At 69.7% G+C, this 25,423-nt stretch carries 20 protein-coding genes; 14 read left to right on the forward strand and 6 right to left on the reverse strand.

The features are described 5' to 3' along the window. The first annotated feature begins 6 nt into the window (after positions 1–6). The 8 genes from ACRSCF_RS00770 (at position 7) to ACRSCF_RS00805 (ending at position 11,794) form a co-directional block, all read left to right on the forward strand. Positions 7–3,213, forward strand: a complete 3,207-nt coding sequence (locus ACRSCF_RS00770; protein ID WP_016452213.1) for an efflux RND transporter permease subunit — start codon at positions 7–9, stop codon at positions 3,211–3,213. After that, a complete protein-coding gene (locus ACRSCF_RS00775) occupies positions 3,206–4,639 on the forward strand; it encodes an efflux transporter outer membrane subunit (RefSeq protein ID WP_017407368.1) in 1,434 nt (477 codons plus the stop codon). The genes ACRSCF_RS00770 and ACRSCF_RS00775 overlap by 8 nt, the downstream gene beginning before the upstream one ends. A gap of 150 nt (positions 4,640–4,789) precedes the next feature. Beyond that, positions 4,790–5,944, forward strand: a complete 1,155-nt coding sequence (locus tag ACRSCF_RS00780; protein ID WP_279613714.1) for an NAD(P)/FAD-dependent oxidoreductase — start codon at positions 4,790–4,792, stop codon at positions 5,942–5,944. Between the two features lie 59 nt (positions 5,945–6,003). Beyond that, positions 6,004–7,089 (forward strand): YkvI family membrane protein, encoded by a 1,086-nt coding sequence (locus tag ACRSCF_RS00785; protein WP_016447397.1) that lies wholly within the window; start codon positions 6,004–6,006, stop codon positions 7,087–7,089. Between the two features lie 54 nt (positions 7,090–7,143). Continuing rightward, the gene (locus tag ACRSCF_RS00790; protein ID WP_016447398.1) at positions 7,144–7,839 is read left to right on the forward strand and encodes a helix-turn-helix domain-containing protein; all 696 of its coding nucleotides are present in this window, start codon (positions 7,144–7,146) and stop codon (positions 7,837–7,839) included. Between the two features lie 248 nt (positions 7,840–8,087). Then, positions 8,088–9,152, forward strand: a complete 1,065-nt coding sequence (locus ACRSCF_RS00795) for a homocysteine S-methyltransferase family protein (protein WP_017406622.1) — start codon at positions 8,088–8,090, stop codon at positions 9,150–9,152. A 22-nt stretch (positions 9,153–9,174) separates the two neighbouring features. Continuing rightward, positions 9,175–10,497: a Fe-S oxidoreductase gene (locus ACRSCF_RS00800; RefSeq protein ID WP_244387712.1), complete on the forward strand. Its 1,323-nt coding sequence runs from the start codon at positions 9,175–9,177 to the stop codon at positions 10,495–10,497. Between the two features lie 298 nt (positions 10,498–10,795). Next, positions 10,796–11,794 (forward strand): porin, encoded by a 999-nt coding sequence (locus tag ACRSCF_RS00805; RefSeq protein WP_047473016.1) that lies wholly within the window; start codon positions 10,796–10,798, stop codon positions 11,792–11,794. Here the strand turns inward: ACRSCF_RS00805 and ACRSCF_RS00810 are convergent, their stop codons facing one another. Both ACRSCF_RS00810 and ACRSCF_RS00815 read right to left on the reverse strand, forming a co-directional pair. After that, positions 11,795–13,447, reverse strand: a complete 1,653-nt coding sequence (locus ACRSCF_RS00810; protein WP_034365601.1) for a methyl-accepting chemotaxis protein — start codon at positions 13,445–13,447, stop codon at positions 11,795–11,797. A gap of 660 nt (positions 13,448–14,107) precedes the next feature. Next, positions 14,108–15,409: a CaiB/BaiF CoA transferase family protein gene (locus ACRSCF_RS00815; protein ID WP_244387713.1), complete on the reverse strand. Its 1,302-nt coding sequence runs from the start codon at positions 15,407–15,409 to the stop codon at positions 14,108–14,110. 162 nt (positions 15,410–15,571) lie between these two features. Here ACRSCF_RS00815 and ACRSCF_RS00820 point away from each other — a divergent pair, with 162 nt between their 5' ends. Then, on the forward strand, positions 15,572–16,486 hold the full coding sequence (locus tag ACRSCF_RS00820) for a LysR family transcriptional regulator (RefSeq protein WP_012202113.1): 915 nt from the start codon (positions 15,572–15,574) through the stop codon (positions 16,484–16,486). A gap of 36 nt (positions 16,487–16,522) precedes the next feature. Here ACRSCF_RS00820 and ACRSCF_RS00825 read toward each other — a convergent pair whose 3' ends face one another. Genes ACRSCF_RS00825 through ACRSCF_RS00840 form a run of 4 tightly spaced genes read right to left on the reverse strand, consistent with a single transcriptional unit; the run spans position 16,523 to position 19,758 of the window. Continuing rightward, complete coding sequence (locus ACRSCF_RS00825) at positions 16,523–16,951, reverse strand: PaaI family thioesterase (RefSeq protein ID WP_034365600.1); 429 nt, start codon at positions 16,949–16,951, stop codon at positions 16,523–16,525. A 14-nt stretch (positions 16,952–16,965) separates the two neighbouring features. Further along, complete coding sequence (locus tag ACRSCF_RS00830; protein ID WP_013800068.1) at positions 16,966–18,123, reverse strand: acyl-CoA dehydrogenase family protein; 1,158 nt, start codon at positions 18,121–18,123, stop codon at positions 16,966–16,968. 22 nt (positions 18,124–18,145) lie between these two features. Beyond that, entirely contained in the window at positions 18,146–19,357 is a 1,212-nt protein-coding gene (locus tag ACRSCF_RS00835; RefSeq protein WP_017406617.1) for a thiolase, read from the reverse strand. After that, positions 19,354–19,758 (reverse strand): Zn-ribbon domain-containing OB-fold protein, encoded by a 405-nt coding sequence (locus ACRSCF_RS00840; protein WP_034365598.1) that lies wholly within the window; start codon positions 19,756–19,758, stop codon positions 19,354–19,356. Before ACRSCF_RS00840 ends, ACRSCF_RS00835 begins: the two co-directional genes overlap by 4 nt. Before the next feature lie 364 nt (positions 19,759–20,122). Between ACRSCF_RS00840 and fmdA the strand changes: the two genes are divergently transcribed. From fmdA to ACRSCF_RS00865, 5 genes are all read left to right on the forward strand, one after another. Then, positions 20,123–21,355: a formamidase gene (fmdA, locus tag ACRSCF_RS00845; RefSeq protein ID WP_046241120.1), complete on the forward strand. Its 1,233-nt coding sequence runs from the start codon at positions 20,123–20,125 to the stop codon at positions 21,353–21,355. Between the two features lie 17 nt (positions 21,356–21,372). Further along, positions 21,373–21,720, forward strand: a complete 348-nt coding sequence (locus ACRSCF_RS00850; RefSeq protein ID WP_016452200.1) for a zinc ribbon domain-containing protein — start codon at positions 21,373–21,375, stop codon at positions 21,718–21,720. A 146-nt stretch (positions 21,721–21,866) separates the two neighbouring features. Then, on the forward strand, positions 21,867–22,892 hold the full coding sequence (locus ACRSCF_RS00855) for a tripartite tricarboxylate transporter substrate binding protein (protein WP_034365596.1): 1,026 nt from the start codon (positions 21,867–21,869) through the stop codon (positions 22,890–22,892). 147 nt (positions 22,893–23,039) lie between these two features. Next, positions 23,040–24,281 (forward strand): ABC transporter substrate-binding protein, encoded by a 1,242-nt coding sequence (locus tag ACRSCF_RS00860; RefSeq protein WP_034365595.1) that lies wholly within the window; start codon positions 23,040–23,042, stop codon positions 24,279–24,281. Beyond that, the gene (locus tag ACRSCF_RS00865; RefSeq protein ID WP_016450258.1) at positions 24,278–25,408 is read left to right on the forward strand and encodes a zinc-dependent alcohol dehydrogenase family protein; all 1,131 of its coding nucleotides are present in this window, start codon (positions 24,278–24,280) and stop codon (positions 25,406–25,408) included. Before ACRSCF_RS00860 ends, ACRSCF_RS00865 begins: the two co-directional genes overlap by 4 nt. Positions 25,409–25,423: the final 15 nt, after the last annotated feature.

Here is a 25,423-nt window from a genome sequence, read left to right on the forward strand (position 1 = left end):
CGCACCATGGATTTCTCCAAATTCTTCATAGACCGCCCGATCTTCGCGGTCGTGCTCTCCATCATCCTGTTCGCCGTGGGCCTGGTTGCGATTCCGCAGCTGCCCGTGGGCGAGTATCCCGAGGTCGTGCCGCCCAGCGTGGTGGTGCGCGCCACCTATCCGGGCGCCAATCCCAAGGAGATCGCCGAGTCGGTGGCCGTGCCGCTGGAGGAGGCGATCAATGGCGTCGAAGGCCTGATCTACCTGAAGTCGGTCGCGGCCTCGGACGGCAGCCTGCAGGTGGTGGCCACCTTCCGCGCCGACGTGGACCCCGACACGGCAGCCGTGCGCGTGCAAAACCGCGTGAGCCAGGCGCAGAGCCGCCTTCCCGAGGAAGTGCGCCAGTACGGCGTGACCACGCAAAAGCGCTCGTCCACGCCGCTGATGTATGCGGGCCTGACCTCCAGCGACGGCAACCATGATGCGCTGTACCTGCGCAACCATGCCACGCTCAAGATCAAGGACGAGCTGGCGCGCATCCCCGGCATCGGCGAGGTGGCGCTGTACGGCGCAGGCGACTATGCGATGCGCGTCTGGCTGGATCCCAGCAAGGTGGCCGCACGCCAGCTCACCGCCGCCGAGGTGATCGCCGCCATCCGCGAGCAGAACGTGCAGGTATCGGCCGGCCAGCTGGGCGCCGAGCCCAGCCCCAAGGGCTCGGACAAGCTGCTGTCCATCAATGTGCGCGGCCGCCTGAAGACGGCCGAGGAGTTCGGCTCCATCGTGCTCAAGGGTGGTGCCGACGGCCAGGTCGTGCGCCTGTCCGACGTGGCGCGCATCGAACTGGGCGCCAGCGACTACAGCATGCGCTCGCTCAGCGACACGCGGCAGATGGCGGCCGTGGGCATCTTCCTGTCGCCGGGCGCCAATGCGCTGGGCGTGGCGCGGGAGGTCTACGCCACCATGGAGCGCCTGTCCAGGGATCTGCCCGAAGGCGTGAACTTCGAGACCGTCTGGGACCCCACGGTCTTCGTGCGCGACTCCATCAAGGCGGTGCAGAGCACGCTGATCGAGGCGGTGATCCTCGTGGTGCTGGTGGTCATCGTCTTCCTGCAGACCTGGCGCGCTTCCATCATTCCGCTGCTGGCCGTGCCCGTGTCCATCGTCGGAACCTTCGCGGGGCTGTACCTGCTGGGCTACTCCATCAACACGCTGACCCTGTTCGGCCTGGTGCTGGCCATCGGCATCGTGGTGGACGATGCCATCGTCGTGGTGGAGAACGTGGAGCGCTACATCGAGGAGGGCCACACGCCCCTGGAGGCGGCGCACCTGGCGATGAAGGAGGTCTCGGGCCCCATCATCGCCATCGCCCTGGTGCTGTGCGCGGTCTTCGTGCCCATGGCCTTCCTCAGCGGCGTGACGGGCCAGTTCTACAAGCAGTTCGCCGTGACGATCGCCATCTCCACGGTGATCTCGGCCATCAACTCGCTGACGCTGTCGCCTGCACTGGCGGCCAAGCTGCTGCAGCCGCGCGGCGCGCCGCGCGATCTGCTGTCGCGCGGGCTGGACCGCAGCCTGGGCTGGTTCTTCCGGCCCTTCAACCGCTTCTTCGACCGCAGCGCGCACGGCTACCAGAACTCCGTGGGGCAGTCGCTGCGCCGCCGCGGCCTGGTGTTTGCGGTCTACGCGGCGCTGCTGGCGGGCACGGCCGTGCTGTTCCAGGCCGTGCCGGGCGGCTTCATCCCGCTGCAGGACAAGCTGTACCTGTTCGGCGGCGCCAAGCTGCCCGAGGGCGCCTCGCTGGGCCGCACCTCCGAGGTGACGCGCCAGATCGTGGAGCTGGCCCACAGCGTGGAGGGCGTGGACAAAGTCGCTGCCTTCGCGGGCTTCAATGCGCTGCAGACCACGACCACGCCCAACCTGACCAGCTCCTACATCATGCTCAAGCCCTTCGGCGAGCGCACGCGCAGCGCCGAGGAGATCAATGCCGAGCTGGGCGCCAAGTTCGCGCAGATCGAGGGCGGCTTCGCCTACGCGCTGATGCCGCCGCCCATCCAGGGCCTGGGCAACGGCTCGGGCTACTCGCTGTTCCTGCAGGATCGCGCGGGCCTGGGCTACGCGGCGCTGCAGCAGGCACTGCAGGCCTTCCAGGCCGAGATCGCCAAAACGCCGGGCATGACCTATCCGGTCAGCAGCTACCAGTCCAACATCCCGCAGCTCGAAGTCAAGGTGGACCGCACCAAGGCCAAGGCGCAGGGCGTGGCGCTGACCGACCTGTTCCAGACGCTGCAGGCCTACCTGGGCTCGGTCTACGTCAACGACTTCAACGCCTTCGGCCGCGTCTGGCGCGTGATGCTGCAGGCCGATGCCGACCACCGCCAGGCCGTGGAGGACATCGCGCGGCTGCGCACGCGCAATGCGCGCGGCGAGATGGTGCCCATAGGCTCCATGGTCACCGTGGTGCCCAGCTTCGGGCCCGACCCGGTGCTGCGCTACAACGGCTTCCCGGCGGCCGACCTGATCGGCGACTCCGACCCGCGCGTGCTGTCCTCGGGCGAGGTGCTGACCAAGCTCCAGGAGATCGCGCAGCGCACGCTGCCGCGCGGCATCGAGCTGGCCTGGACCGACCTCAGCTACCAGCAGGTGGAGCAGAGCAACGCCGCGGCCGTGGTCTTCGCCATCGCCGTGATGCTGGTCTTCCTGGTGCTGGCCGCGCTCTACGAGAGCTGGACGCTGCCGCTGGCCGTCATCCTCATCGTGCCCGTGTGCATCTGCGCGGCGCTGTTCGGCGTCTGGCTGGCCGGCGGCGACAACAACGTCTTCGTGCAGGTGGGGCTGGTGGTGCTGATGGGGCTGGCCTGCAAGAACGCCATCCTGATCGTGGAGTTCGCGCGCGAGCTGGAGCTGCGCGGCGTGGGCATCGTCGATGCCGCGCTGCAGGCCTGCCGCCTGCGGCTGCGGCCCATCGTCATGACCTCGATCGCCTTCATCGCCGGTGCCGTGCCCCTGCTCATCGGCGGCGGCGCGGGCAGCGAGGTGCGCGCGGCCACGGGGGTGACGGTGTTCTCCGGAATGCTGGGTGTGACCCTGTTCGGCCTGTTCCTCACGCCGGTGTTCTACGTCACGCTGCGCCGGCTCTCGGGCCGGGCGCTGACGGGGCATGCGCCTGCACATGCCGCGCCTGCCTTCCCACCCTCCGACAAAGCCGCACCCCTGGAGCCCCACCATGTCTGAAATCCGCAAATCCCTGAGCCGACACGCGCTGGCGCTGGCGTCTGCCGGGCTTGTGGCCGGCTGCGCGGTCGGCCCCGACTTCAAGGCGCCTGCGGCGCCGCAGGCCGGAGCACAGTTCGCGCGGGCCGAGCCTGCACCGGCCACCCCGCAGGCCGAGCCCGATACCGCCTTCTGGCGCCAGTTCCAGGACCCGCAGCTGACGCGGCTGGTGGAGCAGGCGCTGGGCGGCAACCAGGACCTGCAGGTGGCGCTGGCACGGCTGGACGGCGCCCAGGCGCTGCTGAGCGAAAGCCGCTTCGACCAGTTCCCCACGGTCACGATGTCGGGCCAGGCCACGCAGCAAAAGCGCAGCGAGAGCGAGGCCTTCTACGGGCCGCGCAGCCAGCGCAGCTACACGGCCGGGCTGTCGGCCAGCTGGGAGATCGACGTGTTCGGCCGCGTGCGGCGCAACATCGAGGCGCGGCGTGCCGACCTGCGCGCCGACGCGGCCGATCTCGCGGCGCTGCAGGTGGCCATCGCGGCCCAGGTCGCGGGCAGCTATGCCGACCTGCGCGGCTGGCAGCAGCGCCTGGCCCTGGCCCAGGCCAATGCGGCCAACCAGCAGGACACGCTGCGCCTGGTGCAGCTGCGCCTCACACACGGCAGCGGCACCGAATTCGACCTGGCGCGCGCCCAGGCCCAGCTGGAGGCCACGCGCTCGCGCATCCCGGCACTGCAGGCGCAGATCGCCATGGCCCAGCACCGGCTGGCCGTGCTCACGGGCCAGGTGCCCGAGGCGCTGATCGCCGCGCTGGATGTGCCTGCCGCCCTGCCGCAGCTGCCGCCGGCCATCGACCCCGGCACGCCGGCCGGCCTGCTGCGCCGCCGTCCGGACGTGGCCGTGGCCGAGGCACGGCTGCATGCGGCCACGGCGCGCATCGGCGTGGCCACGGCCGACCTGTTCCCGCGCCTGTCGCTGGGCGGGCTGCTGGGCAGCACGGCGCTGCACGGCGGCGCGCTGTTCGAGGGCGGCAGCGCCACCAGCAGCGTGTTCCTGGGCGTGGACTGGTCCTTCCTCGACGTGGGCCGCGTGCGGGCGCGCATCGCGGCCAGCGAGGCCGGCGCCCAGGCCGCGCTGGCCCAGTACCAGCAGACCGTGCTGCTGGCGCTGGAGGACGCCGAGAACGCCCTGGTGCGCCTGCAGCGCACGCGCACCGAGGATGCCCACCTGGCCCAGGCCGCCGAGCAGCGCCAGCGCGCAGAACAGCTGGCGCTGCGCCGCTACCACCTGGGCAGCGTGGGCCTGTACGAAGTGCTGGATGCGCAGCGCGACCTCTACGCGGCCCAGGACGCCGCCGCCGACAGCCGCGCACGCGGCCTGCGCGCCGCCGTGGCGCTGTACCAGGCCCTGGCCGGTGGCTGGGACGGGAAGCTGCCGCCAGCCTGAGCACAAGGCGTGCGTTGCAAAAAGGGACGGCCAGGCGCCGTCCCTTTTTTCTTGTCCGGCGCACCCGGTGAAAACCACGAGGACCAGGGGCTTGCCTCATTTTTTTCTTATCGGATAATTTTCTCATTGGAAAAAATGGAGCGATGGATGATGGAAAGCCAGGTTCTGGATTTCGCCGTGATCGGTGCCGGCATGGCCGGCGCCTCCGTGGCCTGGCGGCTGGCCGGTGCGGGCGCCTCGGTGCTGGTGCTCGAGCGCGAGCCGCAGCCCGGCTACCACGCCACGGGCCGCTCGGCCGCCATGTTCATGGAAAGCTACGGCACCGCGCAGATACGCGCGCTGACACGCGCCAGCCGCGCCTTCTACAGCGCGCCGCCCGAAGGTTTTTGCGAGCACGCGCTGCTGCAGCCGCGCAGCGTGCTCTACATAGGCACGGCCGGCCAGGAGCCCCTACTCGACGATGCCCTGGCCATGTACCGCCGCGACGGCCTGCGCGCCGAGCGCATCGACGCGCGCCAGGCCTGCACCCTCGTGCCCTGCCTGGACGAGAGCCAGCTGGTGGGTGCCGTGCATGACCTGGACGCCATGGACATCGACGTGGCCGAACTGCACCAGGGCTTTCTGCGCGGCATGGCGCGTGCCGGTGCGCGGCTGCGCTGCGGCGCCGAACTGTCCGGCGCCGAGCGCGAGGTGGATGGTGATGGCCAGGGCCTGTGGACCCTGGTGCTGCAGGACGGGTCGCAGGTCCGTGCCCGCGCCGTGGTCAATGCCGCAGGCGCCTGGGCCGATGCCGTGGCCCGGCTGTGCGGCGCGCGGCCGCTGGGCATCGAGCCCCGGCGCCGCTCGGCCTTCACCTTTGCCGCACCCGAGGGCGAGGACATCCACGGCTGGCCTGCCGTGATCGGCGTGGACGAGAGCTTCTACTTCAAGCCCGATGCGGGCCAGCTGCTGGGCTCGCCCGCCAATGCCGATCCCGTGCCGCCGCATGACGTGGTGGCCGAGGAACTGGACGTGGCCATGGGCATAGACCGCATCGAGACACTGACCCGCCTGCGCATACGCCGGCCGCGCCATGTCTGGGCCGGGCTGCGCAGCTTTGCGCCCGATGACGACTTCGTGATCGGCTGGGACGCGCGCCGTGAAGGATTCTTCTGGCTGGCAGGGCAGGGCGGCTACGGCATACAGACGGCCGCCGGCGCCTCGGCCGCTGCGGCCGCGCTGCTGATGCGCGAGCCGCTGCCCGCCGAGCTGCTGGCCCAGGGCGTCGATGCCCGGCGGCTGAGTCCGGAGCGCTTCGCGGCCTGAGACGCCTGCCTTTTCGCTTTTTCAGCCCCCGCAACACACAACAATCCAAGGAGACAGGCATGGGTGCATTCAAGGAAGTGAGCAGGATTGCCGGCGCCTTCGTCGGCGTCATCGTCGGGGCGGGCTTCGCCTCGGGGCAGGAGATACTGCAGTTCTTCGCGGGCTTTGGCGCCATCGGCCTGGCGGGCTGCCTGGTGGCGGCCCTGGCCTTCGTCTTCCTGTCCATGGCGTTCTCCACCATGGGCCAGCGCCTGCAGGCCGGCTCGCACAAGGAGGTGGTGCAGGCCCTGCTGGGCCGGCATGTGGGCATGGTGTTCGATGTGCTGATCACCTTCTTCCTCTTCGCCATCACGGTGGTCATGCTGGCGGGCGCAGGCTCGCTGCTGCACCAGTGGCTGGGCCTGCCCGAGGTCTGGGGCAGCGTGCTGGCCACCGTGGCCACGGTGCTCATCGTCTGCCTGGACGTGGGCCGGGTGATCGCCTTCATCGGCGCGGTCACGCCGCTGCTGGTGTTCATGACCGTGGTGGTCGCAGGCTACGTGCTGGTGACGCCCCAGGGCGAGCCGGCCGCGCTGGAGGCCGCCACCGCCGCCCAGCCCCGGGGTGCGGGGCACTGGCTGGTGGCCGCGCTGCTCTATGTCTCCTACAACGTGGTGGCGGGCATGCCCTTCCTGGTGATCATGGGCGGCCAGGCCAGCTCGCGCCGAGTGGCGCTGTGGGGCGGCGTGGCCGGCGGGCTGCTGCTGGGCCTGCTGATGCTGCTGATCGCGGCCGCCATGGTCTGGCGCATGGACACGCTGGGCGGCCTGTCCATGCCCATGCTGGCGCTGGCCACGCAGATCTCGCCCTGGCTGGGGCACCTGATGTCGCTGGTCATCTTCGGCATGATCCTCAACACCGCCGTGGGCATGCTCTATGCCTTCGTAGCCCGCATCCTGCCGGCCGGCACGCCGCGTTTTCGCTGGGGCACGGGCGTGGCGGGCGTGGTGGCACTGGGCGGCAGCTTCGCGGGTTTCATCACGCTGGTGGGCATGGTGTACCCGGTCTATGGCTACATCGGCTTCGCGCTCATGGCCTGCGCGCTGGCAGGCTGGCTGCGCATGGGCCGCGGGCCGGCGCCCCAGGCCGATCTGCGCGGCACCTGAGGGGGCGGGCCTGACCCTAGAATCGGGCGGTCGCCAGCCCCGATCGCCCGCTTCATGCCCAGCCCCCGTCCTCGCACCAGTCCCGCCCCTGGTCCCGGCCCCAGCCCTCGTTCCAGTCCGCTTCCCACGGCAGACCAGGTCCTTGCCGCCGTGCTGCCGGGCGCCCGCACGGCCGCCGCCCTGCCCGCAGGCAAGCACGAAGTGGGGGCCAAGCTGCGCAAGGCCCGCAAGGAGCGCGGCCTGACGCTGCAGCAGGTGGCCGAAAGCAGCGGCCTGGCCGTGTCCACCATCTCCAAGGCCGAGCGCGGCCAGATCGCGCTGAGCTACGAGAAGGTGCTCATGCTGGGCAATGCGCTGGACATCGACATGACACGGCTGTTCATGGTCGGGGACGCCCAGCAGGCGGCCGGCGACACGCCCACCGTGGTCAAGGACCGTTTCGAGGACGTGCAGCGCTACGAGACCGACCAGTACCTCTACAGCGTGCTGTGCGGCGCCTTCCCGGGCAAGAAGATGCAGCCCCTGGTGGCCGTGATCAATGCGCGCGAGGCCGGGGAATTCTCGGAGACCATCCGCCATGCGGGCCAGGAGTTCGTGATGGTGCTCTCGGGCCGGGTGCGCATCCTGTTCGAGAACGGCGAATCGGTGGAGCTGGGCCGCCATGAGGCCGCGTATTTCGACAGCGGCGTGGGCCATGTGTATGTGAGCCTGAGCCGCCAGCCGGCTCAAGTCGTCTCTGTCTGCAGCTGAAATGGTTAGCACCCCCTGAGCGGCTGCGCCGCTTCCCCCGTGTGCACGGCGCCCTCTCTCGCTACGCGGGAGGGGGACGACACCCTCGGTGCGGGGCGGCGCGGCCGGCATAGGCCCTTCCTCGGTGTCTCTGGCGTGGGGGTGCGCTAGTTTCATAGGTCGCGCCTTTTGTTTGGGGCGCAGGCCGTTTTTCTGGGGGAATCCTCGTGCCCGGCACGGCCGCCCCGGAATTCCTACAATCGCTGCCCATGAGCCTGCCCCAGTACACCCGCGCCAAAGAGCTTCCCGCCATCCTTGCCAAGCGCCTCGTCATTCTTGACGGCGCCATGGGCACCATGATCCAGCGCTTCAAGCTGGGAGAGGCCCAGTACCGGGGCCAGGGCTACACGGGCCCGGGCAGCGTGGGCGACCGCTTCAAGGACTTCCCGCATGACGTCAAGGGCAACAACGAGCTGCTGTCGCTCACCCGCCCCGACGTGATCCGCGACATCCATGAGAAGTACCTGGCCGCCGGCGCCGACCTGATCGAGACCAACACCTTCGGCGCGACCACGATTGCGCAGGACGACTACCACATGGCCGATCTGGCGCGCGAGATGAATCTCGAGAGCGCCCGGCTGGCCCGCGCGGCCTGCGACAAGTACAGCACGCCCGGCCATCCGCGCTACGTGGCCGGCGCCCTGGGCCCCACGCCCAAGACGGCCAGCATCAGCCCCGACGTGAACGATCCGGGCGCGCGCAACGTGAATTTCGAGCAGCTGCGCCAGGCCTACCTGGAGCAGACGCTGGCGCTGATCGAGGGCGGCGCCGACGTCATCCTGGTCGAGACCATCTTCGACACGCTCAACGCCAAGGCCGCGCTGTTCGCGGTGGACGAGGCCTTCGAGCAAAGCGGCGAATGCCTGCCCATCATGATCAGCGGCACGGTGACCGATGCCTCGGGCCGCATCCTGTCCGGGCAGACGGTGACGGCCTTCTGGCACAGCGTGCGCCATGCCAACCCGCTGTCCATCGGCCTGAACTGCGCGCTGGGCGCGGCGCTGATGCGCCCCTACGTCCAGGAACTGAACAAGGCCGCGCCCGAGACCTTCATCAGCTGCTACCCCAACGCCGGCCTGCCCAATCCCATGAGCGACACGGGCTTTGACGAAACGCCCGAAGTCACCAGCCGCCTGGTGCATGAGTTCGCGGCCGAAGGCCTGGTCAACATCGTGGGCGGCTGCTGCGGCACCACGCCGGACCACATCGGCGCCATCGCCAAGGCCGTGGGCAGCACGCCCACGCGCCGCCTGTTCTACCCGGAATCGGCCTGATCGCGCGGGCGGAGCCTCTGACATGAGTTCGCCGCTGCCGCCCGTTCCGTCTCCAGCCGCAGGGCTGCCGCAGCCCGTGGCGGCGCCTGTGCCCGGCCCGGCCGCTGGTGCGCCGGTGGCGCCGGCTTCACCCGCGTCATCCGCCTCGCCATCCGTTCCCGTCACGCCGCCGGCGGCCACGGCCGTGCGCTGGTCGCCCGAGATGCTGCAAAGCCTGCGCCTGCAGGCCTTCGAGCAATTGGTGGCCCAGCTGGCGCGCCAGGTGCAGGCCAGCCCCGGCGCGCCTGCGCCGCAGTGGCCGGCCAGCGGCGTGTCCGAGGCGCTGGGCCGGCTGCTGCAGGCCCTGCTGGCCCAGGTGGGCACCCAGCAGGGCCAGGCCCTGCAATTGCTGGCGGCCCAGCCGGGCTCGGCGGCATTGCTCCAGGCGCTGGCGGCAGGCACGACGGCGCCTGGCGGGCAGGATCCCCGGAGCGCTCCATCGGCCCAGGCCGGACCGCCCATCCCGTCTGCATCGACAACGCCTGCGGCCTCCATGCCGCCCGCCGCTGCCGCAGTGACGCTGGCCGTGGGGGCTGCCAAGGGCAAGGTGATGGATGCGCTGCTGGCCGGATCCGGGCTGGTGCCGCAGGCCGGGGCGCGCCCAGCAGGGGGCATTGCAGGCGGCGCTGCCGGGGGGGCCACACAGACCCTGCCCGCCCTGCAAAGCTGGTGGGTGCAGCAGGGCACGTTGCTGACGCCGCAGGGCGAGCGGGGCTTCACGCTGAGCCTGCAGGTGCCACAGGCCTGGGCCCAGGCGCAGGGCGCGGCCATGGCGCTGGCGGCCGCATCGGCTTCCGCACCGGGTGCGGCCCCTTTCACGGCGGCGGCCCTGCCTGCGGGCGCTGCGCTGCCCTTGGCGGGCGCGCAGGCCACGGAGCCGGGCCTGCGCCTGCCGCTGGATGCATCGCTGCAATCGCTGGCCTCGGGGCCGGTGGCCGTGGTGGTGCAGCCGCGTGGCGCCGATGCGCTGCGCACCAGCGCCCTGCTGCTGCTGGAGCTGCAGCCGCTGCGCCAGCCCGGTGGCGCCATGGCATCGCCGGCCGGGCTGGCCTCGGTGGCGTCGCTGTCGCCCGCGTTCGCGCAGGAGGTGCAGCAGATGCTGCAGCAGCGCAACGATCCCTGGCTGCACATGGCGGCGGCCCAGGCTTCGGGCGCCCTGCCGCGCGAGCGCCGGGCCTTCGAGCACCAGTCGCATTTCTGTACCACCGAAGGCTGCCAGTACGAGGGCCGCGCGCCCTGTGCCCAGCCCTTTTGCAGCGAGATGAACCGGCTCTGGGACGTGTCGCGCACCGAGCGCAGCCGCTGAGACCGGCCTTGCGAAACTGACCGGGCCTGACGGTGGCGTGGTCATCGCCGGCCCCTGCTTTCATAATGCCGCCTGTTGCCCGCCACCTGCGCGGTTGACGTCTTTGGCCGGGATGTTTGACGAATGTGCAGCGATCATGCTGCGATCTGCATCCTGGCTGCCTTCAAGTCGCGGCTGGCCACCAGCCCGCCGCGCACCTTTCCAGCCACCCCCGTTGTGGCAGCCCCCGTCGCCGTTCGCGCATGCCCCCGGGCCGCGCCGGTGTTGTGCCATCTTTCATTTCAGGAACCCGTTCAGGATGCGTTGTACCTCCCGCTTGACCCTTGCCTCTCTCGCCATCGCTGCCGCCCTGCCGGTGGCCGCCCAGTCATCTGGCGCCGGCTCCAACGTCACCATCAGTGGCTATCTGGACGCGGGTGTGTTCCGGGATTTCGACAAGACCAGCAAGCTGGGAACGATTCAGCGCAGCAACCTGGCCATTGCCGGCTTCGAAGACCTGGGCGGCGGCCTGAAGGCCACCTTCCGCCTGAGCACGCGCTTCGACCTGGACACGGGCCTGACCGAGGACTATCCGAAGAAGCCCTTCTGGCATGACGAGTCCACCGTGGGCCTGCAGGGCAACTGGGGCCACCTGCGCCTGGGCCGCGCGCTCAGCGCCATGTGGAGCCAGGAATGGCAGTTCGATCCCTGGGGCAACTTCAACCGCATCGCCTCGCCGGCCTGGCACATGGCCCACTACCTGACGCCGACCGACCGCGCCAGCAACAACGGCTCGCCCGAATACGGCCGCATGTCCAACGGCGTGTTCTACGACTCGCCCAAGTTCGGCGGCTTTTCGCTGCACCTGAGCGCCTCGCCCGAGCGCACCGAGGCGCCCGGCCGCCAGGGCCGTGCGCGCTCGGTATCGGTCAACTACGACCAGGGCGCGGTGGCGGCCATGGTGGCGCACGAGCGCAACGGCAGCGGCGACACCGACCTGTACATGGGCGGCAAGTACCGCATCGGCACGGCGGCCGTGATGCTGGCCTATGACCGCAGCAAGTCGGGCACGCCCGGCACCGGCCCCGACAAGTCGCGCATGGTGTCGCTGGGCGCCACCTACGGCATGGGCGCGACCACGCTCAAGGCCAGCTATGCGCGCCAGCGCCTGGACCGAGACACCAACAACATGCTGTCCCTGGGCGCCGAGTACGCGCTGTCCAAGCGCACCATGCTCTACACCAGCCTGGGACACCAGCGCTACGAGAACCAGAGCTCGCGCACGGCCTTCGGCGTGGGCATGGCCCATTCGTTCTGATCAATGCGCTTCCCAGCGGCCTGACTGGGCTGCGCTGGTGATCCTGGCCAGGTCTGGAGCCGGCATGGGCTGAGGGGTGGCGGGCAGGGCGGTGAGTTCCATGCCGCGCTCCAGCTTGAAGACGCTCACGGCCTGCTGCAGGCCGTAGGCCTGTTCCTGCAGGGACTGTGCTGCGGCGGCGGCTTGCTCGACCAGGGCCGCGTTCTGCTGGGTGACCTGGTCCATCTGCGAGATGGCCTGGTTGATCTGCTCCAGGCCCGCCGTCTGCTCCACGCTGGCAGCGGTGATCTCTCCCATGATGTCGGTCACGTTGCGCACGCTGCTGACGATGTTCTGCATGGTCTGGCCGGCCTGCGCCACCAGGGCCGATCCGGTGCTGACCTTGCCGTTGGAGTCCTCAATGAGGAGCTTGATCTCCTTGGCTGCATCGGCGCAGCGTCGCGCCAGTGCGCGCACCTCGGCCGCCACCACGGCAAAGCCCCGGCCCTGCTCGCCTGCGCGCGCCGCCTCGACGGCGGCGTTGAGCGCGAGGATGTTGGTCTGGAAGGCGATGGCGTCGATCACGCCGATGATGTCGGCGATCTTGCGCGAGGAGGCATGGATGGCGTCCATGGTGTCCACCACCTGGGACACCACCTCGCCGCCTTGCTGGGCGACAGTCGAGGCCGAGGCTGCCAGCTGGTTGGCCTGGCGCGCGTTGTCGGTGTTCTGGCGCACGGTGACGGTGAGCTGCTCCATGGAGGCAGCCGTCTCCTGCAAAGAGCTGGCCTGGTGCTCGGTGCGCAGCGACAGGTCGTTGTTGCCCGAGGCGATCTGGCTGGAGGCCGTGGCGATCGAGTCCGTGCCGTTGCGCACCTGCCTGACGATGTGGATGAGGCTCTGGTCCATGCGGTGCAGCGCGTGCAGCAGCTGGCCTGTTTCGTCGGTGGTAGTGGCCTGGATGCGGCGCGTCAGGTCGCCTTCGGCCACGGCCTGGGCCACGCCCACGGCCTCGATCAGCGGCCGCGCCACGATGCGCGCCAGCGCCAGCGCCAGCGCCAGTCCCAGCGCGATGCTGGCGGCCAGCAGCCCCACCACCCAGGCGCGCGCGCTGCGGTACAGATCATTGGCGTGCCTGTTGGCCTCCTGGCCGGCATCGTGGTCGATCTGCACCATGCGGTCGATCTGGTCGTACAGGCGCCGGCTCAGCTCCAGCGATTCACCCTGCGCCAGCACCAAGGCTTCGTCCTTTCGGCCGTTGCGTGCCAGGGTCATGATCATGGCGTGCTCCCTGGCATATGCGCTGCGCAGCCGGCCCAGCTCGTCGTAGGACGCCCTTTCCTGCTCGGTTTGGATGAAGCTGGCGTAGTTGTCGTAGTTCGTCTGGATCTTGCTCCACAGGTCGCTCATGATGGCGTCGAAGGCCTTGATATCCTGGTCGCTGGTGGAGATCAGGTACTGAAGCTCGTTGGCGCGGTAGCGCGCCGTGGTGGCGCGGATGGTGAGCAGCATGCGCGACGAGGGCATCCAGCGTGTGGCGATGTCGACGGACGCCTGGTTGATCTGGCTGAGCCGCATCACGGCATACAGGCCCACGAAGGTGGTCAGCGCCAGCACGGCCAGGAAGGCCAGCAGCAGCTTGGAGGAGATCTTGAGGTTGCGAAAGGCTTGCATGGCGAAGTTCTGAAGTCGTATCCCTTGAACGGCAAGGGAGCAAAAAAAGGCGTGCAGCAGGGCACACCTGGCCTGCGGTGCAGAGCAAGGTGGAAAGGGATCAACGAAGGCAATGACGAGGGCCGGCGCGTGCGCTCAGGGGGGGAACCAGCCCGAGGTCCGGCAGATGCGGCCCTTGATGCGGGGTCTCATGGCGCAGGCCTTTCCAGGGCGGCAGGACTGCGGCTGGCCATGCGCGGGCCTGATGCAGGGCAGGGGCGGTGGATGCGGAAGATGCCGAGCCGTCCGCCTACACCTTTTGGCGCCCGGACGCCAGCTGCGGCCCGGTGCTTGGCGGCGGCTGCCGCCTTCTGCGCCCAGGTGCTGCGGATGGGTGTCCTAGGGATTTCGGACAGGAAAGAATTGGCTATGTGCATCTGTGGTGGGGATTATTTCCGCACCGCCAGATGATGAGAATGCTTCCTATCTGATTTTCGATAGGACGTGTCCTAAAAGCGGTTTGCGGGCGCGCGACACGGCCGTCCGCACCGTCTTCGCACCGGCTTTCGCTCCGTCATTTGTGCCGTCATGTGCGCCAGTGCGACGGGCCGGCCCCCAGCCTTCAGGACGTCAGGACAGCCGCGTGACAGCGTGTGCCAAGTGCCTGCCTGTGCCGGCCGTTCAGACCACGCCCTGGTCGCGCAAGGCCTGCAGCTGCTGTGCATCCAGGCCCAGGCGCTGGCGCAGCACTTCGTCCGTGTGCTGGCCCAGGGCCGGCGGCGCATGGCGCAGCGTGGTGGGCGTGTCCGACAGGCGCAGCGGGCTGGCCGTGGTCACCACGCGGTTGATGGTCTCGCCGGCAGGCGGCGTGGCGCCCGGGTAACGCTCCTGCTCCACGCGCAGGCCGCGTGCACGCACCTGCGCATCGTCGAAGGCCTGGCCGATGTGGTTGATGGGGCCGCAGGGCACGGCCTTGTCCTCCAGCAGCGCGATCCATTCGGCCGTGGGCCGGCCGCGCGTGAGATCGGCCATCAGCGGGATCAGCGCGTCGCGGTGGGTGACGCGGCCGGCATTGGTGGCAAAGCGCTCGTCGCTCGCCCAGTCCGTGCCGGCCGCCTCGCAAAAGCGCGCGAACTGGCCGTCGTTGCCGATGGCCAGCAGCATGCGGCCGTCGGCCGTGGGGAAGTCCTGGTAGGGCACGACGCTGGGATGGGTGTTGCCCTGGCGGCCCGGCACATGGCCGGTGTTCAGGAAGCCCGCGCCCTGGTTGGCCAGCACGGCCATGGCCACGTCCAGCAGGGCCATGTCGATGTGCTGGCCGCGTCCCGTGCGGTGGCGGGCCTCCAGTGCGCCCAGGATGGCCGTGGTGGCATACATGCCCGTGAACAGGTCGATCACGGCCACGCCTACGCGCAGCGGCCCGCCGCCGGGCTCGCTGTCGGCGCGGCCCGTGATGCTCATGAGGCCGCTCATGGCCTGCACCAGCAGGTCGTAGCCGGCGCGCGGCGCATAGGGCCCGGTCTGGCCGAAGCCCGTGACCGAGCAATAGATCAGGCGCGGGTTCAGCGCGCTCAGCGAGGCGTAGTCCAGGCCGTAGCGCTTGAGGCCCCCGGTCTTGAAGTTCTCCACCACCACGTCGCTTTGCATGGCCAGCTCGCGGATCAGCCGCTGGCCCTCGGCCGTGGCCATGTCCACGGTGACCGATCGCTTGTTGCGGTTGCAGGCCGCGAAGTACACGGCGTTGTCCGAGGGATTGCCTTGCGCATCGGGGAAGAAGGGCGGGCCCCAGTGGCGCGTGTCGTCGCCCTCGCCGGGCTTTTCGATCTTGATCACGTCGGCCCCCATGTCGGCCAGGTTCTGGGTGCACCAGGGGCCGGCCAGCACGCGAGAGAGGTCGAGCACGCGCAGATGGCCCAGCGCTCCTGCGGTCTGGGTGGCCGTGTTGTGGATGGGGCTGGGGGAGGGAGTTTCTGTGTGGTTCATGGACTGAGGCGGCTATCCCGGGCAGATGGGCCCATGCTACGGCGCGCGGGCCTGCTGCGGCTTCGCATTTGTGAAAGCGCGCGTTCGCGCACGGGCCGGCACTGCGGTTTGTACTGACGCGCAGGGCTCAGCCGGGGCCGCTGCGGCTTTCTACAATGCCGGATGGCCATGCATTTCGATCTTGTGGATCTGCGCCTCATGGTGCACATCGCCGACGCCAACAGCATGACGCGTGGCGCGGAACTTTCCTTCATCTCCCTGCCGGCGGCCAGCACCCGCATCAAGAACCTGGAAGAGAGCATCGGCACCAAGCTGCTGTACCGCACCAGCCAGGGCGTGACGCTGACGCCGCCGGGCCAGGCCTTTGTCACCCATGCGCGCATGGTGCTGGGCCAGATCGAGCACCTGCGCGGCGACATGCAGGAGTACGTGCGCGGTATCAAGGGCCATGTGCGGGTGTTTGCCAACACCACCTCGCTGGGCGAGTTCCTGCCGCCCGTGCTGCGCCACTACCTGCGCCGCAATCCCGACGTGAACATCGACCTGCGCGAGCGCCTGTCGCACGACATCGTGCGTGCCGTGACCGAGGGGCAGACCGACATCGGCATCGTCGCCGGCCTGGTGCGCACCGAGAACCTGGAGACCCTGCCCTACCGCCGCGACCGCCTGGTGCTGGTGGTGCCGCGCGGCCATGCGCTCGATGGCGAGATGCAGATGGCCTTTGCCGACACGCTGGACCTGGACCATGTGGGCCTGCACGAATCCAGCGCCATCCACGCCTTCCTGCGCCAGGCCAGCGACCAGCTGCACCGGCCCATCAAGCAGCGCATCCAGGTGGGCAACTTCGAGACGGCCTGCCGCATGATCGAGTCCGGCGTGGGCGTGGGCGTGCTGCCCGAGTCGGCCGCCAGCCGCCATGCGCATTCCATGGACATCGCCATCGTGCCGCTGTCCGATGCCTGGTCGGTGCGCGAGATGCAGATCTGCGTGCGCAGCCTGGAGGCCCTGCCGTCCTTCGCCCAGGAGCTGGTGGAGCTGCTGGTGGCCGACGCACAGGGCCGGCTCACGCTGGAATAGCCGCCGGCCAACGGCAGCCCGCCGACCGCCGCCCGTTCAGTCGGCCTGGGCCGTGTCCCGGTCCAGCGTGGTCGGTGCCAGCCAGTATTTGAAGGTGCCGGTGGCCGTGGCCACCAGCTTTCCGTCTTCATCGAGCAACTGCGCCGCGCAGCTGCACAGGCTGCGGCTGGCGTGCACCACCCAGCCTTCGGCCAGCAGCGCGCCCTTGCCCGGGCGGTGGAAGCGGCTGCTCATCTCCACCGTCACGGCGGTCTGCGATGGCGCACCGGGCAGCTCGCCGGCGGCGCGCGACATCACGGAGTCCAGCAGCGTCATGAGCACGCCGCCGTGCGCGGCGGGCAGCTGGTTGAGCAGTTCCTCGCGCATGTGGGGCAGGCGCACATGGACCTTGCCGGGCGGCGCGGGCACCTGCGAGGCGCCGATCAGCCGCATGAAGGCATTGCGGTCGGGGGGCGGTGCACTCATACGGCTCATGTGGCTCATGCGGCGCGCGCCTCGCGCACCATGTTGCGCGCGATGATGACCTGCTGGATCTGGGTCGTGCCTTCGTACAGGCGGAACAGCCGCACGTCGCGGTAGAAGCGCTCGATGCCGAACTCGGCCAGGTAGCCCGAGCCGCCCAGGATCTGCACGGCGCGGTCGGCCACGCGGCCCACCATCTCGGTGGCGAACATCTTGCAGCACGAGGCCTCGGTGGAGACGTTGCGGCCCTCGTCGCGGCGGCGCGCGGCGTCGATCACCATGCACTCGGCCGCATACAGCTCGGCCTGGCTGTCGGCCAGCATGGCCTGCACCAGCTGGAACTCGCAGATGGGCTGGCCGAACTGCTTGCGCTCGAGCGCATAGTTCAGCGCGTCGCGCAGGATGCGCTGCGCCACGCCCACGCTCACGGCCGCGATGTGGATGCGGCCCTTGTCCAGCACCTTCATGGCGGTCTTGAAGCCCTGGCCTTCCTTCAGGCCGATGAGGTTGGCCGCCGGCACGCGCACGTTGTCGAAGAACACGTCGCAGGTGTGTGCGCCCTTCTGGCCCATCTTCACGTCGTTCTTGCCGAAGCTGATGCCCGGCGACTTCGCATCCACGATGAAGGCCGAGACGCCGCCCGCGCCCTTGTTGGCCGGGTCGGTGCGCGCCATCAGCGTGAACATGCCCGCATGCGGCGCATTGGTGATGAAGCGCTTGTTGCCGTTGACCACGTAGTGGTCCCCATCCCTGATGGCGGTGGTGCGCAGCGAGGCCGCGTCCGAGCCCGCCTCGGGCTCGGTCAGCGCGAACGAGGCCATGATCTCGCCCGTGGCCAGCTTGGGCAGCCAGGCCGCCTGCTGCTCGGGCGTGCCGTCGATGAGGATGCCCTGCGAGCCTATGCCCACGGTCGTGCCGATCACCGAGCGGAAGGCCGGCGCGGTCTGGCACAGCTCGAAGAGCACGCGCACCTCTTCCTCCATGGTCAGCTCCAGCCCGCCGAACTGCTCGGGGATGGTCATGCCGAACAGGCCCAGGTTGCGCATCTCCTGCACGATGGACTCGGGAATCTCGTCGGTCTCGGCCACTTCGTTCTCGGCGGGCACCAGGCGCTCGCGCACAAAGCGGCGCACGCTGTCCAGCAGGGCTTCGAGGGTTTCTTGGTCGCGGATCATTGCGGTGTGCTTCCTGTGCGGTTCAGAGGGTTTCGGCGGTTCCCAGCACCGCCGTGGATTGGCTTGACAGCGTGCCGCCGTTGCCGTGCACCACGGCCGTGCGGTGGCGGCCCAGCTGGCGCTGGCCGGCCTCGCCGCGCAGCTGGCGCACGGCCTCGATCAGCGCAAAGATGCCGTACATGCCCGGGTGCACGCAGGACAGGCCGCCGCCGTTGGTGTTGACGGCCAGCCGCCCGCCGGGCGCGATGCCGCCCCCGGACACGAAGGCGCCGCCTTCGCCCTTGGCGCAAAAGCCCAGGTCCTCCAGGAACAGCAGGGTGTTGATGGTGAAGGCGTCGTAGACCTGGGCCATGTCCATGTCGGCAGCGGTGAGCCCGGCCATGGCAAAGGCCTGGGCGCCCGACTGCGCGGCGGCCGTGGTGGTCAGGTCGGGCATGCAGGAGATCTGGCGGTTCCAGATGGCCGTGGCATTGCCCAGCACGTAGACGGGGGGGCGCGGCAGGTCGCGGGCGCGCTCGCCGCGCACCAGCACGATGGCGCCCGCGCCGTCCGTCACCAGGCAGCAGTCGCGCACGCTCAAGGGGCTGGCGATGGGGCGGGCCGAGAGCACGTCCTCGATGGTCAGCGGGTCGCGCATGAAGGCTTCGGGGTTGAGCTGGGCCCAGGCACGCGCGGCCACGGCCACCTCGGCCAGCTGCTCGCGCGTGGTGCCGAACTCGTGCATGTGGCGCGCGGCCGCCAGCGCATAGGCGGTCACGGGCAGCACGGGCTCGTAGGGGAACTCATAGGGCTGCGGGTCCAGGAAACGCCGCGCCGCCTGGCCTTCCTTGCGGCCGAAGGTGGCCGAGCGCTGGGCGCTGCCGTAGCACACCAGCACGGCCTTGCACTGGCCGGCCTCCAGCGCGCGGATGGCGGGCAGCAGGTGGGCGATGAAGCTGCTGCCGCCGATCATCGTGCCGTCCACGTAGGTGGGGTTGATGCCCAGGTGCTCGATCACGGGCATGGTCCACATGCTGGCGTTGACGCTGCAGGTGGCCAGGCCGTCGATGTCCTGCATGGTCAGGCCCGCATCGGCCACGGCCGCATGGGCGGCGCGCACCAGCAGGGTCATGTCGTCCATGCCGGGGGCCTCGCCACAGCCATAGGTGGCGGCGCCGGCAATGGCCACGCGCCCGCGCAGCGGGCGGTTCACAGCGGCGGCGTCCAGGGTGGATTGGGGGATGCGGGTGTTCATGCTGCACCTCCATGGGAAGCCTGTGGAGCCGGTTGCAGCGCGGGCTGGAACAGCACCAGGCCGCGTCCGTCCTTGCTCGCCACATGGGCGCTCACGCGCTGGCCTATGCGCACGTCGGCCGGCGCAATGCCTTCGACGCGGCCCATCATGCGCACGCCTTCGTCCAGGTCGATCAGGGCCACGTTGTAGTCGCCACCGGCATCGCTCTTGCGCGCGACGGTGCTGGTGGAGTAGACCGTGCCCTGGCCGCTGGCGCGCACCCAGCGCAGCGGGCTGGCGCCGCAGTGCGGGCACAGCTCGCGCGGGGTGAAGACATGGCGCGTGCATTGCGGGCACTGCTGTATGCAGAAGCGGCCGGCATCGAGTTCGGCCTGGTAGTGGGTCTGTGCGCTCAGGTGCATGGGCGGTGTTTCCGTTCTCGGTGTTCTTGGCGCTGCACCCGGCACGCGGGCGCAGCGGCTGTCCGCCAGCATGCCCGCATCGCGGGGCCGCTTCAATTCGCCAATCTGGAAGGGTGGCTTCACCAGTGCCGGCGCCCGGCTGTCAACCCAGGGTTGCTGCCTAGGCGGGCCGGCGGGCACGGCTGCTATGGTGTTTATGCATTCCCGGCCTTTTCTTCATACCCGCCCTGCGCCGCCTGCCGGCGCACCGAGGGCGCGCCGCCGCTTTGGCACAGCGTGGCGCCACAGGAAGGCCGGCAATGGCGCGCCGCACCCCGGCCCGTTCTCCGCTGTCGATCCCCACCCACCCAGGAGGTTTTTGCACATGACGGATACGCTGATCAAGGTGGACCTGAACCGCCCGCCAACCGACAACGAAAGGGTCCACAACCGCTGGCACCCGGACATTCCCATGGCCTGCTGGGTCCAGCCCGGCGACGACTTCATCCTGGAGACCTACGACTGGACCGGCGGCTTCATCAAGAACAACGACAGTGCCGACGATGTGCGCGACATCGACCTGACCACGGTGCACTACCTGTCCGGCCCCGTGGGCGTGAAGGGCGCCCAGCCCGGCGACCTGCTGGTGGTGGACCTGCTGGACATCGGCGCCAAGCCCGACAGCCTCTGGGGCTTCAACGGCTTTTTCTCCAAGAACAATGGCGGCGGCTTCCTGACCGACCATTTCCCCTCGGCCCAGAAATCGATCTGGGACTTCAAGGGCATGTTCACCAGCTCGCGCCACATACCAGGCGTGAACTTCCCCGGCCTCATCCATCCCGGCCTCATCGGCTGCCTGCCCGACCGGCCCATGCTGGAGATGTGGAACGAGCGCGAGCGCGCCCTGATCGCCACCGATCCCGAGCGCGTGCCCGGCCTGGCCAACCCGCCGTCGGCCGGCACGGCCCACATGGGCCAGATGCGCGGCGAAGCGCGCGACAAGGCCGCCGCCGAAGGCGCGCGCACCGTGCCGCCGCGCGAGCATGGCGGCAACTGCGACATCAAGGACCTCTCGCGCGGCGCCAAGGTGTTCTTTCCGGTCTATGTGGACGGCGCCGGCCTGAGCGTGGGCGACCTGCACTTCAGCCAGGGCGATGGCGAGATCACCTTCTGCGGCGCCATCGAGATGGCCGGCTGGGTGCACATGAAGGTCGGCCTCATCAAGGGCGGCATGGCCAAGTACGGCATCAAGAACCCCATCTTCAAGCCCAGCCCCATCACGCCGCGCTATGACGACTACCTGATCTTCGAGGGCATCTCGGTGGACGAGAGCGGCAGGCAGCACTACCTGGATGTCAACGTGGCCTACCGCCAGGCCTGCCTGAACGCCATCGAATACCTGAAGAAGTTCGGCTACAGCGGCGCCCAGGCGTATTCCATCCTGGGCACGGCGCCCGTGCAGGGCCATATCAGCGGCGTGGTGGACGTGCCCAACTCCTGCGCCACGCTGTGGCTGCCCACGGGCATCTTCGACTTCGACATCAACCCCAACGCGGCGGGGCCCGTCGTCCAGTTCGACGGCAGCGTGGACATGCCCCTGTCCCCCGACCTGCGCTGACGCCAAGGAGCCCGCCCATGCCCACCTACGACTACGACTGCGCGCAATGCGGCGGCTTCGAGGCCCTGCGGCCGCTGCGCCTGCGCGACGAGCCTGCGGCCTGCCCTGGCTGCGGCACGGCGGCTGCGCGCGTGCTGGCCGCCGCGCCCCGGCTGGCGCTGATGGCCGACGGCACGCGCCGCGCCATGGCCACCAACGAGCGCGCGCGCCACGAGCCCGCCAGCTCGCGCGACTATGACTATGCGCGGCTCAGGCACCCGGCAGGCTGCGGCTGCTGCGGATCGGGGCGGCGCAGCGCCACGGTGACGGCACCCAACGGCGCAAAGTCCGCGCCCTCGCGGCGGCCCTGGATGATCAGCCACTAGGCTGCATCGGAGTGGGCCGCTTCCCAGGGTTTCCACCGCTTGGGAGCCCTGGAAGCGCGCCTTCCACATTCGCGAAACACGGCGCAGGGCGGCTTGCCCAGAATGGTCCGCGCGGCAAGCCGCCGCCCGTTGCCCGGAGTTTCGCCATGCCCCCGTCTTCCTTCCTGCCTTCTGCCACTTCCTCCTTCTCTTCGCGCCGCCGCCGCCTGCTGTCCGCCGGTGGCGCGCTGGCGGCCGGCAGCCTCTTGCCTGCAGTCCGGCCGGCGTTTGCGGCCGATGCCTGGCCCACGCGGCCCGTGCGTTTCATCGTGCCCTTTCCGCCCGGCGGCCCGGTGGACACCACGGCGCGCGCCTTCACCCAGAAGCTGGGCGAGATCTGGCCGCAGCCCTGCATCGTGGACAACCGCGCGGGCGCCGGCGGCATGGTGGGCGCGGCCCTCGCAGCCAAGGAGCCTGCCGACGGCTACACGCTGTTCGTGGGCTCCATCCATCACGCGGTCAACCCGGCGCTGCAGCCGAAGATGACCTACGACATAGAGCGTGACTTCGCGCCCGTGAGCTTTGCCGCCATGTTCCCGGTCTTCCTGGTGGCCCATCCCTCGGTGCCCGCCCGCAACGTGCGCGAGCTGATCGCGCTGGCCAAGTCCGGCAACGGGCTGAGCTTCGGCTCCTCGGGCAATGGCGGCGGCACGCACCTGGCCGGCGAGCTGTTCAACATGCATGCAGGCATCAAGCTGCAGCACATTCCCTACAAGGGCAGCGCGCCGGCCATGAACGACCTGCTGGGCGGCCAGGTGCAGCTGATGTTTGCCGATGCGCCCAGCGCGCTGCAGCACATCAAGTCGGGCCGCATCAAGGTGCTGGGCGTGGCCAGCCGCCAGCGCTCGGCCATGCTGCCCGAGGTGCCCACCATCGCCGAGTCGGGCCTGCCCGAGTACGAGGCCTATTCCTGGGCCGCGCTGTTCGCGCCGGCCCGCACGCCGCCCGCCGTGCTGGCGCGCATCAATGCCGACTTCAACACCGCGCTGCGCGATGCCGCCGTGCGCGAGCGCCTGCTGACGGCCGGCGCCGAGGCCGACCCCGGCACCCCGCAGCAGATGCGCGAGCGCCTGAGCAGCGAGCTGCGTAAATGGGCCCAGGTGGTCAAGGTGGCCGGCATCCAGGCGGACTGAGCACGGCGGCGTGCCCGTACCCGGGACAAACCCGGCTTCGCAGCGCTGCAACCCGGTCTTTCGCAATCGCGCATAGGCGGGCCGGGCCTGCCTGCTTAGGCTTGCCTCCGGTATCCAGAAAAACAACCCCGAGACAAGGAGACGGATATGCGGAAAGGCTTGATGCGAGGCGGCTTGACCAAGGTGCGCGCTGCCGGCTGCGCGCTGGGCGCCGGCCTGCTGTGGACGGCGGCGGCGCAGGCGCAGCAGATATCGGACGACGTGGTGCGCATCGGCGTGCTCAGCGACATGTCGGGCCTGTACGCGGACACGGCGGGGCGCGGCTCCGTCGAGGCCGCGAAGATGGCCGTGGCCGACTTCGGCGGCCAGGTGCTGGGCAGGAAGATCGAGGTGGTCTGGGCCGACCACCAGAACAAGGCCGACGTGGGCGCCACCCATGCGCGCACCTGGTTCGACCGCGACGGCGTGGACCTGATCGTGGACATCAACAACACGGCCGTCGCCATCGCCGTCAACAACCTGGCGCGCGAGCGCGGCAAGATGGTGATCAACACCGGCGGCGCCTCGGACATCCTCACCAACGAGCACTGCGCGCCCACGGCCATCCACTACACCTACGACAGCTATGCGCTGGCCAACGGCGCGGTGCGCGGCATCCTGGCCCAGGGCAAGAAGGAATGGTTCATCCTGGGCGTGGACTACGCCTTCGGCAAGGCCATGACGGCCAACGTGACCGACTTCCTGAAAGACGGCGGCGGCAAGCTGGTGGGCACCACCTTCCATCCGCTCAATGCCAGCGATTTCTCGTCCTTCCTGCTGCAGGCCCAGGCCTCCAAGGCCTCGGTGATCAACCTGGCCAATGCCACCAGCGACACGGTCAACGCCATCAAGGCCGCGCACGAGTTCGGCATCGCGCCCAGGCAGACCCTGGTGCCCAGCCTGCTGTTCATCAACGACGTGCATGCGCTGGGCCTGCGCTACGGCCAGGGCATGGTGCTGACCACGGGCTTTTACTGGGACCGCACCGAAGCCACGCGCGCCTGGTCGCGGCGCTTCTTCGAGAAGATGAAGAAGATGCCCTCCATGATCCATGCGGGCGCCTACTCGGCCGTCACCAACTACCTCAAGGCCGTGCAGGCCACCAAGGGAGACGACGGCAACGCGGTGGCGCGCCAGCTCAAGCAGATGCCCATCGAGGACTTCTTCGCCCAGAACGGCAAGGTGCGCGAGGACGGCCGCATGGTGCACGACATGTACCTGGTGCAGATCAAGAAGCCCGAGGAATCCAGATACCCCTGGGACTACTACAAGGTGCTCTCCACCATCCCCGGTGACGAGGCCTTCCGCCCGCTGTCCAGGAGCAGCTGCAAGCTGGTGAAGACATCATGAAGACACGCGCCGCCGTACTCACGAGAACGGGCGCAGCCGCGCCCTATGCCGACAGCCGCCCGCTGGAGATCTGGGAGGTGGACCTGGCGCCGCCCGGCCCCGGCGAGGTGCTGGTCAAGGTGGCCGCCGCAGGCGTGTGCCACTCCGACCTGTCCATCATCAACGGCGACCGTCCGCGCGACACGCCCATCGTGCTCGGCCATGAGGCCGCAGGCGTGATCCAGGCGCTCGGCGAAGGCGTGACCGACCTGGAGGTGGGCGACCACGTGGTCATGCTCTTCGTGCCCGGCTGCGGCAACTGCCAGCCCTGCGCCGAGGGCCGGCCCGTGCTGTGCGAGCCCGCAGGCCAGGCCGGCGTGGCGGGCACCCTGCTGTCGGGTGCCAGGCGCCTGTCGCGCAATGGCCAGCCCATCTCGCACTTCGTCGGCGTCTCGGCCTTTGCCGAGCATGCCGTGCTCTCGCGCCGCGGCGTGCACCGCATCGACAAGTCGGTGCCGCTGGAGCTGGCTGCGCTGTTCGGCTGCGCCGTGATGACCGGCGTGGGCGCGGTGGCCAATACCGCCAGGGTGAGCCCCGGCCAGAGCGTGGCCGTGGTGGGGCTGGGCGGCGTGGGCCTGTCCTCGGTGATGGGCGCGGCGGCGGCGGGTGCGGCCCGCGTGGTGGCCGTGGACCTCAATGCCGACAAGCTGGCCATGGCGCGCGATTTCGGCGCCACCGACACCGTCAACGCCGGCGACGAGGATGCCGTCAAGCAGGTGCGGGCGCTGACGGGCGGCGGCGTGGACCATGCCTTCGAGATGGTGGGCTCGGCCAAGGCCCTGGAGATGGCCTACCGCATCACGCGGCGCGGCGGCCAGACGGTGACGGCGGGCCTGCCCTCCAGCGCCCAGGCCATCAGCCTGCCGGTCTGGCACCTGGTGGCCGAGGAGCGCACGCTCAAGGGCTGCTACATGGGCAGCTGCGTGCCGCGCCGCGACATCGACCGGTACCTGGCCCTGCATGCGGCCGGCAGGCTGCCGGTGGACCGCCTGGTCACCGGCCACCTGACGCTGGACCAGATCAACGAGGGCTTCGACCGCCTGGCGCGTGGCGAGGCCATACGCCAGATCATCCGCATGGAGGCCTGATAGGAGGTCAGGCTG

The organism is Delftia sp. 11MD (genome assembly GCF_050907895.1).
In the GTDB taxonomy this organism is placed as follows: Bacteria; Pseudomonadota; Gammaproteobacteria; order Burkholderiales; family Burkholderiaceae_C; genus Comamonas; species Comamonas tsuruhatensis.